The organism is Streptomyces pseudovenezuelae, from assembly GCF_001513955.1.
Classification (GTDB): domain Bacteria; phylum Actinomycetota; class Actinomycetes; order Streptomycetales; family Streptomycetaceae; genus Streptomyces; species Streptomyces pseudovenezuelae.
Genome location: NZ_KQ948152.1, coordinates 192443 through 208744, shown reverse-complemented (window position 1 = coordinate 208744; position 16302 = coordinate 192443). Strand labels below are relative to the sequence as shown.

The window sequence follows — 16302 nt, the reverse complement described above, 5'->3', positions numbered from 1 at the left end:
TCCGGTGCGTGTGCGGTGCCCGTCCCCGCACTGCGCGACTCGGCGGTACCGAAGAGCCTAGAACGGCTCTGCGCTGGTGGGGAGATCATTTGCGTCATTGCCTTGCTCGCCTTTGTTCCGGTTAGTTGCCTGAAAAACAGTCGGCTGCGGGTACCCCGGTGAGGGCACCCGCAGCCGCCCTGTCTTTACAGGTACTGTCCGGTGTTCGCCACCGTGTCGATGGAGCGTCCGGTGTCGGCGCCCTGCTTTCCGGTGATGAGGGTGCGGATGTAGACGATCCGCTCGCCCTTCTTGCCGGAGATGCGGGCCCAGTCGTCCGGGTTGGTGGTGTTGGGCAGGTCCTCGTTCTCCTTGAACTCGTCCACGCAGGCCTGGAGGAGGTGGGAGACGCGAAGGCCCTTCTGGTTGTGGTCGAGGAAGTCCTTGATCGCCATTTTCTTGGCGCGGCCGACGATGTTCTCGATCATGGCGCCGGAGTTGAAGTCCTTGAAGTAGAGGACTTCCTTGTCTCCGTTGGCGTAGGTGACTTCCAGGAAGCGGTTTTCCTCGGATTCGGCGTACATGTGTTCCACGGCCGTCTGGATCATGCTCGCGACGGTGCCCGACCTGCTGCCGCCGTGTTCTCCGAGGTCGTCGGAGTGCAGGGGGAGGCGTTCGGTGAGGTACTTGCCGAAGATGTCCTTGGCGGCCTCGGCGTCGGGACGCTCGATCTTGATCTTCACGTCGAGGCGGCCGGGGCGCAGGATGGCGGGGTCGATCATGTCCTCGCGGTTGGAGGCACCGATGACGACCACGTTCTGCAGGCCTTCGACGCCGTCGATCTCGGCGAGGAGCTGGGGGACGATGGTGTTCTCGACGTCGGAGCTGACGCCGGAGCCGCGGGTGCGGAAGAGGGATTCCATCTCGTCGAAGAAGACGATGACGGGGGTGCCCTCGGAGGCCTTCTCCCTTGCACGCTGGAAGACGAGGCGGATCTGCCGCTCGGTCTCGCCGACGTACTTGTTGAGGAGCTCGGGGCCCTTGATGTTGAGGAAGAAGCTCTTGCCGGTGGCCTGGCCGGTGACCTCGGCGACCTTCTTGGCCAGCGAGTTGGCGACGGCCTTGGCGATGAGCGTCTTGCCGCATCCGGGGGGTCCGTAGAGCAGGACGCCCTTGGGCGGGCGCAGTTCGTGCTCCTTGAACAGGTCCGGGTAGAGGTACGGGAGCTCCACGGCGTCCCGGATGGCCTCGATCTGGCCGCCGAGTCCGCCGATCTGCTCGTAGCCGATGTCGGGGACCTCTTCGAGGACCAGTTCCTCGACCTCGCTCTTGGGCACGACTTCGTAGACGTAGCCGGAGCGTGGTTCGAGGAGCAGGGCGTCGCCGGGGCGGATGGTCACGTCGAGCAGCGGTTCGGCGAGCCGCACCACCCGCTCCTCGTCCGTGTGTCCCTGTACCAGGGCGCGCTCGCCGTCCTCGAGGATCTCCTTGAGGGTGACGATGTCGCCGACGCTCTCGTACTGCATGGCCTCGACCACGTTGAGAGCTTCGTTGAGCATCACTTCCTGGCCGCGTCGGAGCTCTTCGAGTTCGACGCTGGGGCTGACGTTCACCCGCAGTTTGCGGCCGCCGGTGAAGATGTCGGCGGTGCCGTCCTCGTTCGCTTCGAGGAAGACGCCGAAGCCCGCGGGGGGCTGTGCGAGCCGGTCGACCTCCTCCTTGAGGGCCACGATCTGGTCGCGGGCCTCACGGAGCGTGTTGGCCAGTCGCTCGTTCTGGGCGGACACGCCGGCCAGGTTGGTCTGCAGCTCGACGATCCGCTCTTCGAGAATCCTCGTGTGTCGCGGAGAGTCGGCGAGCTTGCGTCGCAGGACGGCGATCTCCTGCTCAAGGTAGGCAATCTGCCCGGACGGGTCGTCGGACCCTCGTCCCGGGCGGATGCCGCGGTTCATGTCGTCGTCGTGGGCTGCCACGGTCCTCACCTCCTCCAAGGGGAGCTGGACGCTTCCAGACCCTACCTGGGTGGGTGTCGATTGAAACCCCTAGATCACAAAGACTGTCGAGGTGTGTCCGATCTTCACCCTTGCGCTCTCCCTCACGCCAGGGGAATACCCACCGAACAAGATTGGAAAGCTGCCGAAGGTAGGGTCGAACTGTTCAACACCCGTCAGAGCTGGCCGGATTCCCGTTCGGCTCGACGCATAAACGGCAGGAGAGATGAGAGTGCAGCAGGAGGTCGGGGCCGGCGGCGAGACCCTTGAGGTCTGGATCGATCAGGACCTCTGTACCGGTGACGGCATCTGTGCGCAGTACGCGCCGGAGGTGTTCGAGCTGGACATCGACGGTCTGGCCTATGTGAAGGGCTCGGACGACGAGCTGCTGCAGGCCAAGGGCGCCACAACGCCCGTACCGCTGCCGCTTCTCGCTGATGTGGTCGACTCCGCGAAGGAGTGTCCGGGCGACTGCATCCACGTACGGCGAGTTTCGGACAGGGTCGAGATCTACGGCCCGGACGCAGAGTGACCGGAAAGACACCCTGCGTGACCGCTGTCTGATTTCTCACAGATGTGATCGCCTCGGTCAGACGGTGTGCGTGCCCGCGGGGGTCGAGCGGACGAACGCGCCGTCCTTCCACTGCCACTTCGCCTTGTCCTTCACGTCCGGACAGCAACTGGGTACGTCGGACGTGGAGTAGCCGAGGAGGGTCGCGAGGACGGCTCCGTCGCTCAGCGTGAAGTCGGTGACGGTGTTGCGGGTCTTCGGGCTCAGCAGGGTGGCGACGACCCGGGGTTCACCGGTGCCCTTCGCGTGTGTGATGACGTAGACGGCGTCGGGCGGGGTGCCCATGGGGGCGTCGCAGTGCACCACGACGACTGTTTCCGGCCGTCCGTCGCCGTCGAGGTCTCCGGAGACCCGCTTCTGCACCTTCGCCTTGACCGGGCCGCAGTCGATCGGGAAGTGGACGTCCGCGGGGTCGGGTGCCGTGGTGACCACCGGGGCGGTTCTGCCCTCGGGGCCGGCTGCCTGGGCCGCCGTCGCGGGGTGGGGCTGCAGGACCGAGGAGAGGGCCACGACTCCCGCCACGGCGGTGGCGGTGGCGACCCAGTGGATCGGGCGGGTGTGCGTGTGTGCCAGTTCCGGGACGGCGGATTGCTGCACTCGGAGCGTCTCCTGTGAGGGCTGTGCCGGTGGGGGGGGTGGCCAGCATGGTGCCACACGTCACAGGTGGGGGGAACGGCGGGGTGGGTACTTGTCCGGGCTGTCCGGGGGGCGGTTTCTGCCGCTCCCTCAACACGAAGGCGTCGGGGTGGAGTTCCTCTGGTCTGCGGGAACTCCACCCCGACGCCTGTTCGTTGCTTGCGGCCCGGGGCCGTCTCAGCGGCCGGCGCCTCCGTCGGCGTTGGGGCCGGTGTAGTCCTCGCCGTAGGCGCCCTTGGCGGGGCGGCGGCGGCGCATGGGCGGCTCGACGCCGTCGGCGAGGCGGCGGGCGGTGAGCAGGAAGCCGGTGTGCCCGATCATGCGGTGGTCCGGGCGGACGGCGAGGCCCTCCACGTGCCAGTTGCGGATCATCGACTCCCAGGAGGTCGGCTCGTTGAAGGAGCCGATCTCGCGGATGGACTCGACGGTCCGGGCGAGCTGGGTGGTGGTGGCGACGTAGCAGCACAGGATGCCGCCGGGGACGAGCGCCTTGGAGACGGCCTCCAGGCACTCCCAGGGGGCGAGCATGTCGAGGATGACGCGGTCGACGTCGGCGTCGGACAGGTTGTCCTGGAGATCGCCGACGGTGAGCTGCCAGGCGGGGTGCGGGCCGCCGAAGTAGCGTTCCACGTTCTGCTGGGCGATCTCGGCGAAGTCCTCGCGACGCTCGTAGCTGTGCAGCATGCCCTGGTCGCCGATGGCACGCAGCAGGAAGCTGCTGAGCGAGCCGGAGCCGACCCCGGCCTCCACGACGCGGGCGCCGGGGAAGATGTCGGCGAAGGCGAGGATCTGCCCCGCGTCCTTGGGGTAGACCACGGCGGCGCCGCGGGGCATGGACAGGACGTAGTCGGGGAGCAGGGGGCGCAGCGCGAGATAGGCGACGTTACCGGTGGTGCGGACAACGCTGCCCTCGGGTGCGCCGATCAGCTCGTCGTGCGGGAAGGAACCCTTGTGGGTGTGGAAGTTCTTTCCCTCTTCGAGCGTGAACGTGTAGTGGCGGCCCTTGGGGTCGGTCAGCTGAACCTGGTCCCCGACCTTGAAGGGCCCGCGCCTGCGGGCGGCACCGGTCGGTTCGGACATGTGAACAGCCTACCGGTCCGCGGAGGGGCCGCCGACCACTAGGAGGGTCTGGCCATGGCCTTCACGAAGGCGCGCTCCACGTCGGCCGCGGACAGGACGCCGTAGATCTCGCCGGTGTCCTCGACGACGAGGTATTCGGTGGCGGGGGTTGCGCGGAGGGTGTCCAGCAGGTCCTCCCCCGCGAGTTCGGCGGAGACGCGCATGCCGTCGGTGATGTCCTGGGCGAGGCCGCTGACGGCGACCCAGGGGCGGCGGTGTTCGGGTACGCCGACGATGGCGGCCTCGCGGACGAGGGAGAGCGGGGTGCCCTCGGGGTCGACGACGACCAGGGCGCGGGCGCCGGCGTCGTTGGCGCGGCGCAGGGCCTCCGAGAGGGGGGTGTCGGTCTCGACGGGGACCGCTCGGCGGGTGAGGGTGCGGGCGCGCAGGTCGGGGAGGTGTTCGCGCAGGCGGGCCATGCGCAGGCTGTTGCCGGCGCCGGTCCAGATGATCGCGGCGAGGATCGCGGCGAGCAGGGCGTCCATCACGGTGTCCATGCCGACGTTGTCCTCGGCGGAGGAGCCGAGGGCTCCGGACTGGGTGAGCAGCGGGAGGCCGATGAGGACGCAGACGGCGAGGGCGCGGCCGACCCAGGCGGCGGCGATGGTGCCGCTCATGGGCTTGCCGGTGATCTTCCAGACGACGGCGCGGAGCATGCGGCCGCCGTCGAGGGGGAGGCCGGGCAGGAGGTTGAAGGCGGCCACGATGAGGTTGGAGACCATCAGTCCGGCGAGCAGGACGCCGGGGACGGTGCCGGGTTCGACGGGCTGCATGGCCAGGTAGAAGAGGCCGGCGAGGATCAGGGAGAGCAGCGGGCCGACGAAGGCCAGCACGAACTCCCGGCCGGGAGTCTCGGCCTCCTTCTCGATCTCGGAGACGCCGCCGAAGAACTGGAGCTGGATGCGGCGGACGGGGAGCTTGAAGCGCAGGGCCGCGACGGTGTGGGCCAGCTCGTGGACGAGGACCGAGGCGTAGAAGGCGACCGCGAAGAAGAGGGAGACGAGGTAGCGGGCGGCGCCGAGTTCCGGGAGCACGCGGTCCAGTTGGCCGCCGAAGACCCAGGTGATGAGTGCGGCGACGAGGAACCAGCTGGGGGCGACGTAGACGGGCACGCCGAAGGGGCGGCCCATCAGCAGGCCGCCGCGCGGCTGGGGGGACTGGGGCGGCGGGCTCTTGGGGGCTCCGGAGTGGGCGAGGGTGCGGTGGTCGTCGGTGGGGTGGGGTGCGCGGGGCGCTTCGGGGCGTGGCAGGTCGGCGGGTGCCCGGGGGTCGGTCCCGGGGGCGGGCGGGTGTTCGACGTCCCCGGTGCCGGTCTCGTTCCCGGTGGGCGGGACTTCGGCGGGTGCGGGGGTGCCGGTGCCGTCGGAGGCCGGTGTGTCCTGGGTGGCGTCGTCGTCCGCGGCCGGCTGCTGTGCGGAGTCGCCGGCGCGGTCGGCGTGCGCGGCCTCGGTGGACGGGGTGGCGGAGGGGTTCCCGTTCTCGTGCGGGTCGGGGGTCGTGGGGTCGGTGGTGTGGGCTGTGGGCCCTGCGTGGGGCTTGGTCGGCCGGTCCGTGCCGGACCGCGGCTGCCCGCTCCCGCCGCTCTCGTCCACGATGTCCCCTCGTTCGAAGCGTCTTCCGCGCCTGCCGTGCGGAAGGTCTCGGGTCGATGGTATGCGGCGGTCGCTGCGCGTTCCGCCCCGGCACCCCCGTGTTTCCTCGGGGACCACGGCGGTCACTGCCGCGAATGGGTCACTGTCAGTGGCGGGCCGTATGGTCTGTGGTCATGGAGACGAGCACGGAGGGCGTGACCGAGGCCGCCGCCGACGACGCGGGGGCGGCGGAGGCAGCGGTCGCGGCACAGCCCGGGACGGCCGCGGCCGGTCGGCAGGGCGCGGGCGGAACCGAGGAGGACCCTGGAGCGGCCCACGCGGCGGTCGCGGCGCAGCCCGCGGAGGCGGCCGCACCCGGGGCGCCTACGCCGGTCACAGCCGGTCGGCACGAAGGGCACTCGACCGACCAGGACCCGGAATCGGCCCACGCCGCCGTGACAGCCGAGCCCGCGACCGATGAGACACCGGACCCACCCCGCACCGACACCCCACCGGCGACGGCAGAAGCCGTAGAGACGGCACAGCCCGTGGCGGTGCCCGTCGCGCCTGCCTCCTTGTCCCCCTCTCGTGCCAACGACTTCATGCAGTGCCCGCTGCTGTACCGGTTCCGGGTGATCGACCGGCTGCCCGAGAAGCCGAGCGCGGCGGCGACCCGGGGGACGTTGGTGCACTCGGTGCTGGAGCGGCTCTTCGACGCGCCGGCCGGGGAGCGGACCGCGCCCGCGGCCAAGTCGCTGATCCCCGGTCAGTGGGACCGGCTGCGGGAGAGCCGGCCGGAGGTGCTGGAGCTGTTCGCCGACGATCCGGAAGGCGAGCGGCTGGCGCAGTGGCTCGGTGAGGCGGAGCGGCTCGTCGAGCGGTGGTTCACGCTGGAGGACCCGACGCGCCTGGAGCCCGCCGAGCGGGAGCTGTTCGTCGAGGCGGAGCTGGAGTCGGGGCTGCGGTTGCGCGGGATCATCGACCGGGTCGACGTGGCGCCGACCGGTGAGGTGCGGATCGTCGACTACAAGACCGGCAAGGCGCCCCGGCCGGAGTACGCCGAGGGCGCGCTGTTCCAGATGAAGTTCTACGCCCTGGTGGTGTGGCGGCTGAAGAACGTGATCCCGCGCCGGCTCCAGCTCGTCTACCTCGGCAGCGGTGACGTCCTGACGTACGACCCGGTCCTCGCCGACCTGGAGCGGGTCGAGCGCAAGCTGCTGGCGCTGTGGGAGGCGATCCGGCAGGCCACGCAGACGGGTGACTGGCGACCGCGTCCGACGAAGCTGTGCGGCTGGTGCGATCACCAGGAGCACTGCCCGGAGTTCGGCGGCACTCCCCCGCCCTACCCGCTGCCGGTGACGTCGGCGATCGGCGAGCAGGGCAGAATGGGGCCGGGCTAGCGAAGGAGACTCACGTGGCCATCCGCGTCCTACTGGTCGACGACCAGCCGCTGCTGCGTACCGGGTTCCGGATGATTCTGGAGGCCGAGCAGGACCTGGCGGTGGTGGGCGAGGCCGGAGACGGCCTTCAGGCCATCGACCAGGTGCGGGCGCTGCAGCCCGACGTGGTGTTGATGGACATCCGTATGCCGCGGATGGACGGTGTGGAGGCGACCCGGCAGATCACCGGTCCCGGGCGGGACGGACCGGCCAAGGTGCTGGTGCTGACCACCTTCGACCTCGACGAGTACGTGGTGGAGGCGCTGCGGGCGGGGGCCAGCGGGTTCCTGCTCAAGGACGCCCCGGCCAACGAGCTCGTGCAGGCGATCCGGGTGGTGGCCGCGGGCGAGGCGATGCTCGCGCCGAGCATCACCCGCCGACTGCTCGACAAGTACGCCACGCATCTGCCGTCCGGTGACGAGCCGGTGCCGGACACCCTGCACACGCTCACCGACCGCGAGGTCGAGGTGCTGAAGCTGGTGGCGCGCGGGCTGTCGAACGCGGAGATCGCCGCGGATCTGTTCGTCAGCGAGACCACCGTGAAGACGCATGTCGGTCATGTGCTGACCAAGCTGGGGCTGCGGGACCGGGTGCAGGCCGCGGTGTACGCGTACGAGAGCGGTCTGGTGCGTCCCGGCGCGCAATAGCAGCAGTAGCAGCAATAGCGGTACAGGAGCGAAGAGGGCGTCCCCCACCTGACGGGGGGCGCCCTCTTCGTGTGTGCGGCCGCCGGATCGACGCTCGCCGTCGAGCCGTCGGATCAGCCCTTGCTGAGCTCCCAGAAGCGGAACACCGTGGAGGCGTCGAGGCAGTACTCCAGGCCGTAGACGTCGTCCCGGACGACGGCGTACTGCTTGGCCTGCCAGACCGGCAGGACGGGAACGTCCTCGGCGACGAGGTTCTGGAGGGTGCCGAAGTGTTCGTCCGTCGCGGCGCGGTCCGGCTGGGAGGCGGTCTCGGGGATGAGCGAGCCGGTGATCTTGTTGTTGCTGTAGTTGTTGTCCAGCACGTTGCCCTTGCCGAAGAAGGGGGCCGTGAAGTTGTCGGCGTCCGGGTAGTCGGGCACCCAGCCCTTGACGTAGACGCCGTACTTGCCGGCGGCGATGTCCTTCTCGTACTGGTCGAAGGCCACGGACTTGACGTCGGCGTCGAACAGTCCGCTGGCGTTGAGCTGCCGGGCGATCGTCTTGAGTTCCTGGCCGGTGGCCGGGCCGTAGCGTGACGGGGTCGACCACAGGGTCAGCTTCACCTTGCCGGTGATGCCCTCGTCGTCGAGGGCTGCGGCGGCCTTGGCCTTGGAGGGCTGGGCGCCGTAGGTGTCGAAGAAGGCGGTGTTGTGGCCCGCGATACCGGCCGGGATGATCGAGTAGAGCGGGGTCGCGGTGCCCTGGTAGACGTCGTGGATGAGGGCCTCGCGGTCGAGCAGGTAGGCCATCGCCTTGCGGACGCCGAGCCGGCCCGTGACCGGGTCGTTCATGTTGAAGACGAGGTGCTGGACCTCGGCGCTGGTGCCCTCGACGACCTCGACGCCGGAGTCGGGTGAGGCCTTCTCGATGTCGGCGATGTCGCCCGCGCTCAGACCGCGGTAGGCGAGGTCGACCTTGTCGCCGGTCAGGGCGGTCTTCAGGGCGGCCTGGTCGCCGTGGAAGAACTTCAGCGTGACGCCGGAGTTCTGGGGCTCGGCGGTGCCCTTGTAGTTCTCGTTGACGGAGAACACGGCCTGGTCGTCGTCGAACGAGTCGAGCTGGTACGGGCCGGAGCCGAACGCCTTGCCGTCCTCGCGCAGGCCGTCGGCGTCGTACTGGGCGTGGTCGACGATGGATCCGGCACCGGAGGCGATCTTGCTGGGGAAGGTCGCGTCCGGGGTGTTCAGCCGGAAGACGACGGTCTTCTCGTCCGGGGTCTCGACCTGGTCGAGCATCGGGAACATGATCGCGGGACCGGCGTCGTCGTTGATCTTCAGCATGCGGTCGAAGGAGAACTTGACGTCCTCGGAGGTGAGCGAATCACCGTTGCTGAACTTGAGGCCGTCCTTGAGGGTGCACTCGTACACCCGGGTCTTGCTGTCGGTGAACTCGCAGCTCTTCGCGGCGTCCGGCTCCGGCTCCGTGCCGCCCTTGGGGAAGCTGAGCAGCGACTGGAAGACGTTGTTGAACAACAGCCAGGAGCCAGGGTCGTAACCGGAGGCCGGGTCGGTGGCGAGGACGTCGTCGGACATCCCCATGACCACGGAGGAGCCGTCGGACCCGGAGCCCCCCGACTCCGTGCCGCAGCCGGTCAGCAGACCGGAGGCCAGCCCCGCCACGATGGGCAGGACCTGCCACTGGATGCGCTTGTTCACGAGCGAGTGCCTTGTCGTCGATTCTTGTGGAATCCCGGGCCCGTCCGCCTGGGCCCGGGGCGAAGGAGGCGTCGGCCGGTGGTCAGCCGCTCACGCCTCGGCAGAGCGGCCGGTCAGCCGCTCACGCCCTTGCCGAGTTCCCACAGCTGCAGCGTCGAGGAGGAGTTGAGCGCGTAGGCGGTGCCGGTGACGTCGTCGCGTGCGGCGACGTACTGCTTGCCCTGCCACAGCGGCAGCACCGGGACGTCCCTGGCGACGATGTCCTGGATCTCGGTCAGGCTTCCGGACGCGGCGAGACGGTCGGCCTCGCGACGGGAGTCCGGGATCAGGGTGGTGCGGATCTCGCTGTTGTCGTAGGGCGAGCCGAGGAAGTTGTCCTTGTCGAGGAACGGGGCGAGGTAGTTGTCCGCGTCGGGGAAGTCCGGGAACCAGCCCATGCCGTAGACGTCGTACTGGCCCTTCTGCTCGGCCGGGCGGAAGGTGTCCCACAGGGCGCCCTTGATGGTGACGTCGAAGAGCCCGCTGGCGTTGAGCTGCTTCTGCAGGTCCTCGAACTCCTCCTTGGTGCCCGAGCCGTAGTGGTCGGTCGTGTAGTGGAGGGTCAGCTTCACCGGAGTGGTGATGTCGGCCTGCGCGAGCAGGGACTTGGCCTTGGTGACGCTCGGGTCGCCGTACCGGTTGAAGAAGGAGTTGGAGTGTCCGGTGATGGTGGCCGGGACCAGCGAGAACAGCGGCTCGGCCTGGGTGCCGTAGACCTTGGAGACGAGTTCGCTGCGGTTGATGAGCTGGGCCATCGCCTGGCGCACGGCACGGGACTTCACGGTCGGCGCGTTGGTGTTGAAGGCGAGGTAGCGGATCTCCAGGCCGGCCATCTCGACGAGGTCGACGCTCCCGCCGGACTCGTTGGACAGCTTCTGGATCTGCCGGGGCGACAGGGTGCGGGTGATGAGGTCGATGTCGCCTTTTTCGAGGGCGGCGCCCATGGCGTCGGCGTCGTCGTAGGAGCGCAGTTCGACCTTGTCGTTGTTCACCGTCAACGACCCCTTGTAGTTGGGGTTCTTGGTGAACTCGGCGTCGACGAGCACGTTGTTCTTGACGTCGGCCTTCATCGTGTAGGGGCCGGAGCCGTCGACGTCGAAGCCGTCGCGGAGCTTGTTCTTCTCGTAGTCGTCGGGGTTGACGATGCCGGCGACCGGGGTCGACAGCTTGTACGGGAAGGTGGCGTCGGCGGTCTTGAGGTGGAAGATGACCTCGCGGTCGCCCTTGGTCTCGACGGTGTCGATGGTGGAGAGCAGGGCGAAGACGCCGGAGTCGGCCTTGATGGCGCGGGCGCGGTCGATGGAGTACTTCACGTCGGCCGCGGTGACGGCGTCGCCGTTGGCGAACTTCAGGCCGTCGCGCAGGGTGCAGACGTAGCGTTCGTTGCCGCTGTCGCTGAAGCCGCAGGACTGGGCCGCCTCGGGCACGGGCTCGCCGTCGCCCTTGGGCTGGATCATCAGGGTCTGCACGGTCTGGCGCAGGACGTTCCAGGTGCCGACGTCGTAGGCGAAGGCGGGGTCGAGCGGCGCGGGAGCGTCCTTCGTGGCGGTGAACCGGTCCGTGGTGCCGACCCCGATCGGGTCGCCCCCGCCGCTGCCGCTGTCGGACCCGCCGCAGGCGGCGAGCACCGGCGCGAGCAGACCTATGACGGCCGGCAGCACCAAAGTCTTGCGGTTCATGCTCGAGTTTCTCCACAGCTGTTCAGTCCGTGTACCCGGCATGCAGGGGTTGGCGCGGCGGATCACGGGGTTAGGGCGATGTTCTCACCAGGAGATTAGTCCGCACCTGCAGGAGGGTTCGCAGTCACGGGAGTTGGGCTTCCATCACACAGCGAAACCGGGTGCGGACGCACCGAAGGCCCGTTGGGGGAAGGATTGGTGCAGGGTTTCATCAATCGGGACACATGGGCGCGCCCGGGCCGCTCGAAGCGGGGCGTTCGGCACAGCCCGGTCCGCCTGTCGAGGGCCCGTCGAGTGAAGAACCTCACACCCGCAGGGGGCGCGGACCGGTCGGAATTCGGCCGTCCGGCGCGCTTCGAATTCCTGCGACAGGGCCCTGGGGAATTACCTCGCTATCCGTTCCGCACGCTGGGTGAACACCCGAGGCATTTCCGTCATCGAAGAGCGATCAGGCCGCGCAGAAATGGCAGGTCGACCTCTTCGAGGGATCCGACCACCGTGCGTCCGGGGGCCGGGGGGATGGGGGCCACGGAGGGCACGGCCACGACCTGGCAGCCGGCGGCCTCGGCGGCGGCGACACCGGTCGCGGTGTCCTCGACGACGGCGCATCTGGCCGGGTCCGCGCTGAGGCCGGCGGCGGCGAACAGATACGGGTCGGGGTGTGGCTTGGTGCGCGGCACCTCGTCGCCGGCGACCGTGAGGGCGAAGTGCCGGGGGCCGAGGGAGTCGAGGACCCGGTCGATGATGCGCCGGTGCGAGGCGGAGACCAGGGCGGTGGGGATGCGGTGCGCGGACAGTTCGGCCAGCAGCCGGGTGGCGCCGGGCATCAGGGGCAGGGAGCGGCCGATACGGTCCTCGAAGCCCTGGTTGAGCAGGACGGTGAGCTCGGGGAGGGCGATGTCGGCGCCGGTGGCCTCGATCAGGAACCCGGCGCTGCGGGTCATGGGACCGCCGACCACGACATGGCGCCAGGAGTCGTCGAGGGTGTGCCCGAGGCCGGCGAAGACCTCGACCTCGACGTCCCACCAGAAGCCCTCGGTGTCCACCAGGGTGCCGTCCATGTCGAGGAGGACGGCCTGAAGGGCGGAGCCGTCTGCCGTACGGGTCAATGGCGCGGGGACCGTGCTGGTCATCCACGTACCTCCTTGAGGGACGCGCAGGCCGGTTCCCACGAGGGGAACCGGCCTGCCGGTGGACCGACCAGTGTACGACTTATCCGATCAGTGTGCTCGGCGAGCCGCGCTCGGCGGCTCAGCGGGCGTTGAAGTACTTCGCCTCCGGGTGGTGGATGACGATCGCGTCGGTGGACTGCTCGGGGTGGAGCTGGAACTCCTCGCTCAGCTGGACGCCGATGCGCTCGGGCCGGAGCAGGTCGGCGATCTTGGCGCGGTCCTCCAGGTTCGGGCAGGCGCCGTAGCCGAGGGAGAAGCGGGCGCCCCGGTACTTCAGGGCGAACATGTCTTCGACGTCGGCCGGGTCCTCGCCCGAGAAGCCGAGCTCGGAACGCACGCGCGCGTGCCAGTACTCGGCGAGCGCCTCGGCCAGCTGGACGGACAGGCCGTGCAGTTCGAGGTAGTCCCGGTAGGCGTTGGCCTCGAAGAGCTTGGCGGTCTGCTCGCCGATCCGCGAGCCTACGGTGACGACCTGGAGGCCGACCACGTCGGTCTCCCCCGACTCCTCGGGGCGGAAGAAGTCGGCGAGGCACAGGCGGCGGCCGCGGCGCTGGCGCGGGAAGGTGAAGCGGGTGCGCTCGTTGCCCTCCTGGTCCAGGATGATCAGGTCGTCGTCCTTGGACACGCACGGGAAGTAGCCGTAGACGACGGCGGCTTCCAGGAGGTTCTCGGTCTGGAGCTGGTCGAGCAGGCCGCGCAGCCGGGGCCGGCCCTCGGTCTCGACGAGCTCCTCGTACGTGGGTCCCTCGCCGGTGCGGGCCTGCTTGAGCCCCCACTGGCCCTTGAACAGGGCGCCCTCGTCGAGCCAGGAGGCGTACTCCTTGAGCTGGATGCCCTTGATGACGCGTGTGTCCCAGAACGGCGGGGTGGGCACCGGGTTGTCGGTGGCCACGTCGGAGCGGACGTGCCCCTCCTCGGGCCGCTCCTCCTCCACCGCCACGGCACTGGCGCGCACCCGGCGCTGCTTGAGCTCGGGCAGCTTGGCGCCGGGCACGCCCCGCTTGACGCCGATGAGGGCGTCCATGAGGCGCAGTCCCTCGAACGCGTCGCGGGCGTAGCGGACTTCGCCCTCGTAGATCTCGTGCAGGTCCTGTTCGACGTACGCCCTCGTCAGCGCGGCTCCGCCGAGGATGACCGGGAAGTCGGCGGCAAGTCCTCGCTGGTTGAGCTCCTCCAGGTTCTCCTTCATGATCACCGTGGACTTGACCAGGAGGCCTGACATGCCGATGACGTCGGCGCGGTGCTCGGCGGCGGCCTCCAGGATCGCGGAGACCGGCTGCTTGATGCCGAGGTTGACCACGTTGTAGCCGTTGTTGGACAGGATGATGTCGACGAGGTTCTTGCCGATGTCGTGGACGTCGCCGCGGACGGTGGCCAGCACGATGGTGCCCTTGCCGGCCTCGTCGCCCTCGACCTTCTCCATGTGCGGTTCGAGGTGGGCGACGGCGGTCTTCATGACCTCGGCGGACTGGAGGACGAACGGCAGCTGCATCTGGCCGGAGCCGAACAGCTCGCCGACGACCTTCATGCCGTCCAGGAGGGTGTCGTTGACGATGTCGAGGGCGGGGCGGGTCTGGAGGGCCTCGTCGAGGTCGGCCTCCAGGCCGTTCTTCTCGCCGTCGATGATGCGGCGCTTGAGGCGCTCGTCCAGGGGCAGGGCGGCCAGTTCCTCGGCGCGGCCCGCCTTCAGGGACTTGGTGGTGGCTCCTTCGAAGAGGGCCATCAGCTTCTGGAGGGGGTCGTAGCCCTCGGCGCGGCGGTCGTGGATGAGGTCGAGGGCGGTCTGGACCTCTTCCTCGGTGAAGCGGGCGATCGGCAGGATCTTCGACGCGTGCACGATCGCCGAGTCCAGGCCCGCCTTGGTGCACTCGTCGAGGAAGACCGAGTTGAGCAGGACGCGGGCGGCCGGGTTGAGGCCGAAGGAGATGTTGGACAGGCCGAGCGTGGTCTGGACGTCCGGGTGGCGGCGCTTGAGTTCGCGGATCGCCTCGATGGTGGCGATGCCGTCCTTGCGGGACTCCTCCTGACCGGTGCAGATGGTGAAGGTCAGGGTGTCGATGAGGATGTCCGACTCGTGAATGCCCCAGTTGCCGGTCAGGTCGTCGATGAGCCGTTCGGCGATCTCGACCTTCTTCTCGGGGGTGCGGGCCTGGCCCTCCTCGTCGATGGTCAGCGCGATCAGTGCGGCGCCGTGCTCCTGGGCGAGCTTGGTGACCTTCGCGAAGCGGGACTCGGGGCCGTCGCCGTCCTCGTAGTTGACGGAGTTGATGACCGCGCGGCCGCCGAGCTTCTCCAGGCCGGCCTGGATGACGGGGACCTCGGTGGAGTCCAGGACGATCGGCAGGGTGGAGGCGGTGGCGAAGCGGCCGGCGAGCTCCTTCATGTCGGCGACGCCGTCACGGCCCACGTAGTCCACGCAGAGGTCCAGCATGTGGGCGCCCTCGCGGATCTGCTCGCGGGCCATCTCCACACAGTCGTCCCAGCGGGCCTCCAGCATGGCCTCGCGGAACTTCTTCGAGCCGTTGGCGTTGGTCCGCTCGCCGATCGCCAGGTAGGAGGTGTCCTGGCGGAAGGGGACCGTCTGGTAGAGGGAGGCGGCGCCGGGTTCGGGCTGCGGGGTGCGCTCGGAGGGCGTGAGGTCGCGGACCCGCTCGACGACCTGGCGCAGGTGTTCGGGGGTGGTGCCGCAGCAGCCGCCGATCAGGGAGAGGCCGTAGTCGCGGACGAAGTTCTCCTGGGCGTCGGCCAGGCCCTCGGGGTCGAGCGGGAAGTGCGCGCCGTCCTTGGTGAGGATGGGCAGGCCCGCGTTCGGCATGCACAGCAGCGGGATGCGGGAGTGCCGGGCGAGGTAGCGCAGGTGCTCGCTCATCTCGGCCGGACCGGTGGAGCAGTTCAGGCCGATCATGTCGATGCCGAGCGGCTCCAGCGCGGTCAGCGCGGCCCCGATCTCGGAGCCGAGCAGCATGGTGCCGGTGGTCTCGAAGGCCATGGAGACGACCAGCGGGACATCGGCGCCGGTGGCCTCCAGCGCGCGGCGGGCGCCCAGTACGGAGGCCTTCGTCTGGAGGAGGTCCTGCGTGGTCTCGACGATCAGGGCGTCGGCGCCGCCGGCGAGCAGACCCTCGACGTTGGCCTGGTAGCCGTCGCGGATGGTGGCGTAGTCGATGTGGCCGAGGGTGGGCAGCTTGGTGCCGGGGCCGACGGAGCCGAGGACCCAGCGCTGGCGGCCGTCGCGGGCGGTGTGCTCGTCGGCCGCCTCACGGGCGATCCGGGCACCGGCCTCGGACAGTTGGTGCACGCGGTCGGCGATGTCGTACTCCGACGCGGCCGTGTGGTTGGACCCGAAGGTGTTGGTCTCGACGCAGTCGACGCCCACCGCGAAGTACGCGTCGTGGACGGAGCGCACGATGTCCGGGCGCGTCACGTTGAGGATCTCGTTGCAGCCTTCGAGGTTCTCGAAGTCCTCAAGGGTGGGGTCCTGCGCCTGCAGCATGGTGCCCATCGCTCCGTCGGCCACCACCACTCTGGTGGCGAGCGCCTCACGGAGCGCGGACACACGGGTCCGGCTGTCGGCGGAAGGGGTCAGTGGCGACGAGGCCATGAAAGGGCTCCCTCAGTTGCGACGGCTGTCGGCTTCAGGGCGCCCGCGAGTCGTCCCACGCCGGGCGCACCACGCCAGGGTAGCCGGGTCCTCTGGAGGATGGTCGGAACGTCCACGGGACGGACGAGGATGGCGGGCAGGTCACCGGCGGGATACCAGTGACG

General features: G+C 69.3%; 11 protein-coding genes. 3 read left to right on the top strand and 8 right to left on the bottom strand.

Going from position 1 to position 16302, the window contains the following annotated elements:
- Positions 1-185: 185 nt before the first annotated feature.
- Entirely contained in the window at positions 186-1952 is a 1767-nt protein-coding gene (gene arc, locus AQI94_RS35255; RefSeq protein WP_031046657.1) for a proteasome ATPase, read from the bottom strand.
- A 244-nt stretch (positions 1953-2196) separates the two neighbouring features.
- Between arc and AQI94_RS35250 the strand changes: the two genes are divergently transcribed.
- Positions 2197-2502 carry a ferredoxin gene (locus tag AQI94_RS35250; protein ID WP_031046654.1) on the top strand — a complete coding sequence of 102 codons (306 nt, stop codon included), beginning with the start codon at positions 2197-2199 and terminating at the stop codon, positions 2500-2502.
- Between the two features lie 57 nt (positions 2503-2559).
- Here AQI94_RS35250 and AQI94_RS35245 read toward each other — a convergent pair whose 3' ends face one another.
- The 3 genes from AQI94_RS35245 to AQI94_RS35235 form a co-directional block, all read right to left on the bottom strand.
- Positions 2560-3138 (bottom strand): hypothetical protein, encoded by a 579-nt coding sequence (locus AQI94_RS35245; RefSeq protein WP_031046651.1) that lies wholly within the window; start codon positions 3136-3138, stop codon positions 2560-2562.
- Between the two features lie 216 nt (positions 3139-3354).
- Positions 3355-4257 carry a tRNA (adenine-N1)-methyltransferase gene (locus AQI94_RS35240; RefSeq protein ID WP_031046648.1) on the bottom strand — a complete coding sequence of 301 codons (903 nt, stop codon included), beginning with the start codon at positions 4255-4257 and terminating at the stop codon, positions 3355-3357.
- 38 nt (positions 4258-4295) lie between these two features.
- Positions 4296-5888 carry a site-2 protease family protein gene (locus AQI94_RS35235; protein WP_031046644.1) on the bottom strand — a complete coding sequence of 531 codons (1593 nt, stop codon included), beginning with the start codon at positions 5886-5888 and terminating at the stop codon, positions 4296-4298.
- A gap of 527 nt (positions 5889-6415) precedes the next feature.
- On the opposite strand from AQI94_RS35235, the gene AQI94_RS35230 reads away from it, so the two are divergent.
- Both AQI94_RS35230 and AQI94_RS35225 read left to right on the top strand, forming a co-directional pair.
- Positions 6416-7267, top strand: coding sequence for a RecB family exonuclease (locus tag AQI94_RS35230; protein WP_062230148.1), 852 nt, complete (start codon positions 6416-6418; stop codon positions 7265-7267).
- A gap of 14 nt (positions 7268-7281) precedes the next feature.
- Complete coding sequence (locus tag AQI94_RS35225; protein ID WP_007380871.1) at positions 7282-7953, top strand: response regulator; 672 nt, start codon at positions 7282-7284, stop codon at positions 7951-7953.
- 113 nt (positions 7954-8066) lie between these two features.
- Here AQI94_RS35225 and AQI94_RS35220 read toward each other — a convergent pair whose 3' ends face one another.
- The 4 genes from AQI94_RS35220 to metH form a co-directional block, all read right to left on the bottom strand.
- The gene (locus AQI94_RS35220) at positions 8067-9647 is read right to left on the bottom strand and encodes an ABC transporter substrate-binding protein (protein WP_031041266.1); all 1581 of its coding nucleotides are present in this window, start codon (positions 9645-9647) and stop codon (positions 8067-8069) included.
- Between the two features lie 113 nt (positions 9648-9760).
- Positions 9761-11365: an ABC transporter substrate-binding protein gene (locus tag AQI94_RS35215; RefSeq protein WP_031041268.1), complete on the bottom strand. Its 1605-nt coding sequence runs from the start codon at positions 11363-11365 to the stop codon at positions 9761-9763.
- Positions 11366-11799: 434 nt separating this feature from the next.
- Positions 11800-12498, bottom strand: coding sequence for an HAD family hydrolase (locus AQI94_RS35210; RefSeq protein WP_031041271.1), 699 nt, complete (start codon positions 12496-12498; stop codon positions 11800-11802).
- 118 nt (positions 12499-12616) lie between these two features.
- Positions 12617-16138 (bottom strand): methionine synthase, encoded by a 3522-nt coding sequence (metH, locus tag AQI94_RS35205; protein ID WP_031041273.1) that lies wholly within the window; start codon positions 16136-16138, stop codon positions 12617-12619.
- Between the last annotated feature and the right edge of the window lie 164 nt (positions 16139-16302).

What these genes read in the sequence shown, in the direction of transcription:
- AQI94_RS35250 (WP_031046654.1), top strand. Translation starts at nt 2,197, where the DNA reads ATGAGAGTGCAGCAGGAGGTCGGGGCCGGCGGCGAGACCCTTGAGGTC.
- AQI94_RS35240 (WP_031046648.1), bottom strand. Translation starts at nt 4,257, where the DNA reads ATGTCCGAACCGACCGGTGCCGCCCGCAGGCGCGGGCCCTTCAAGGTC.
- AQI94_RS35215 (WP_031041268.1), bottom strand. Translation starts at nt 11,365, where the DNA reads ATGAACCGCAAGACTTTGGTGCTGCCGGCCGTCATAGGTCTGCTCGCG.
- AQI94_RS35210 (WP_031041271.1), bottom strand. Translation starts at nt 12,498, where the DNA reads ATGACCAGCACGGTCCCCGCGCCATTGACCCGTACGGCAGACGGCTCC.
- metH (WP_031041273.1), bottom strand. Translation starts at nt 16,138, where the DNA reads ATGGCCTCGTCGCCACTGACCCCTTCCGCCGACAGCCGGACCCGTGTG.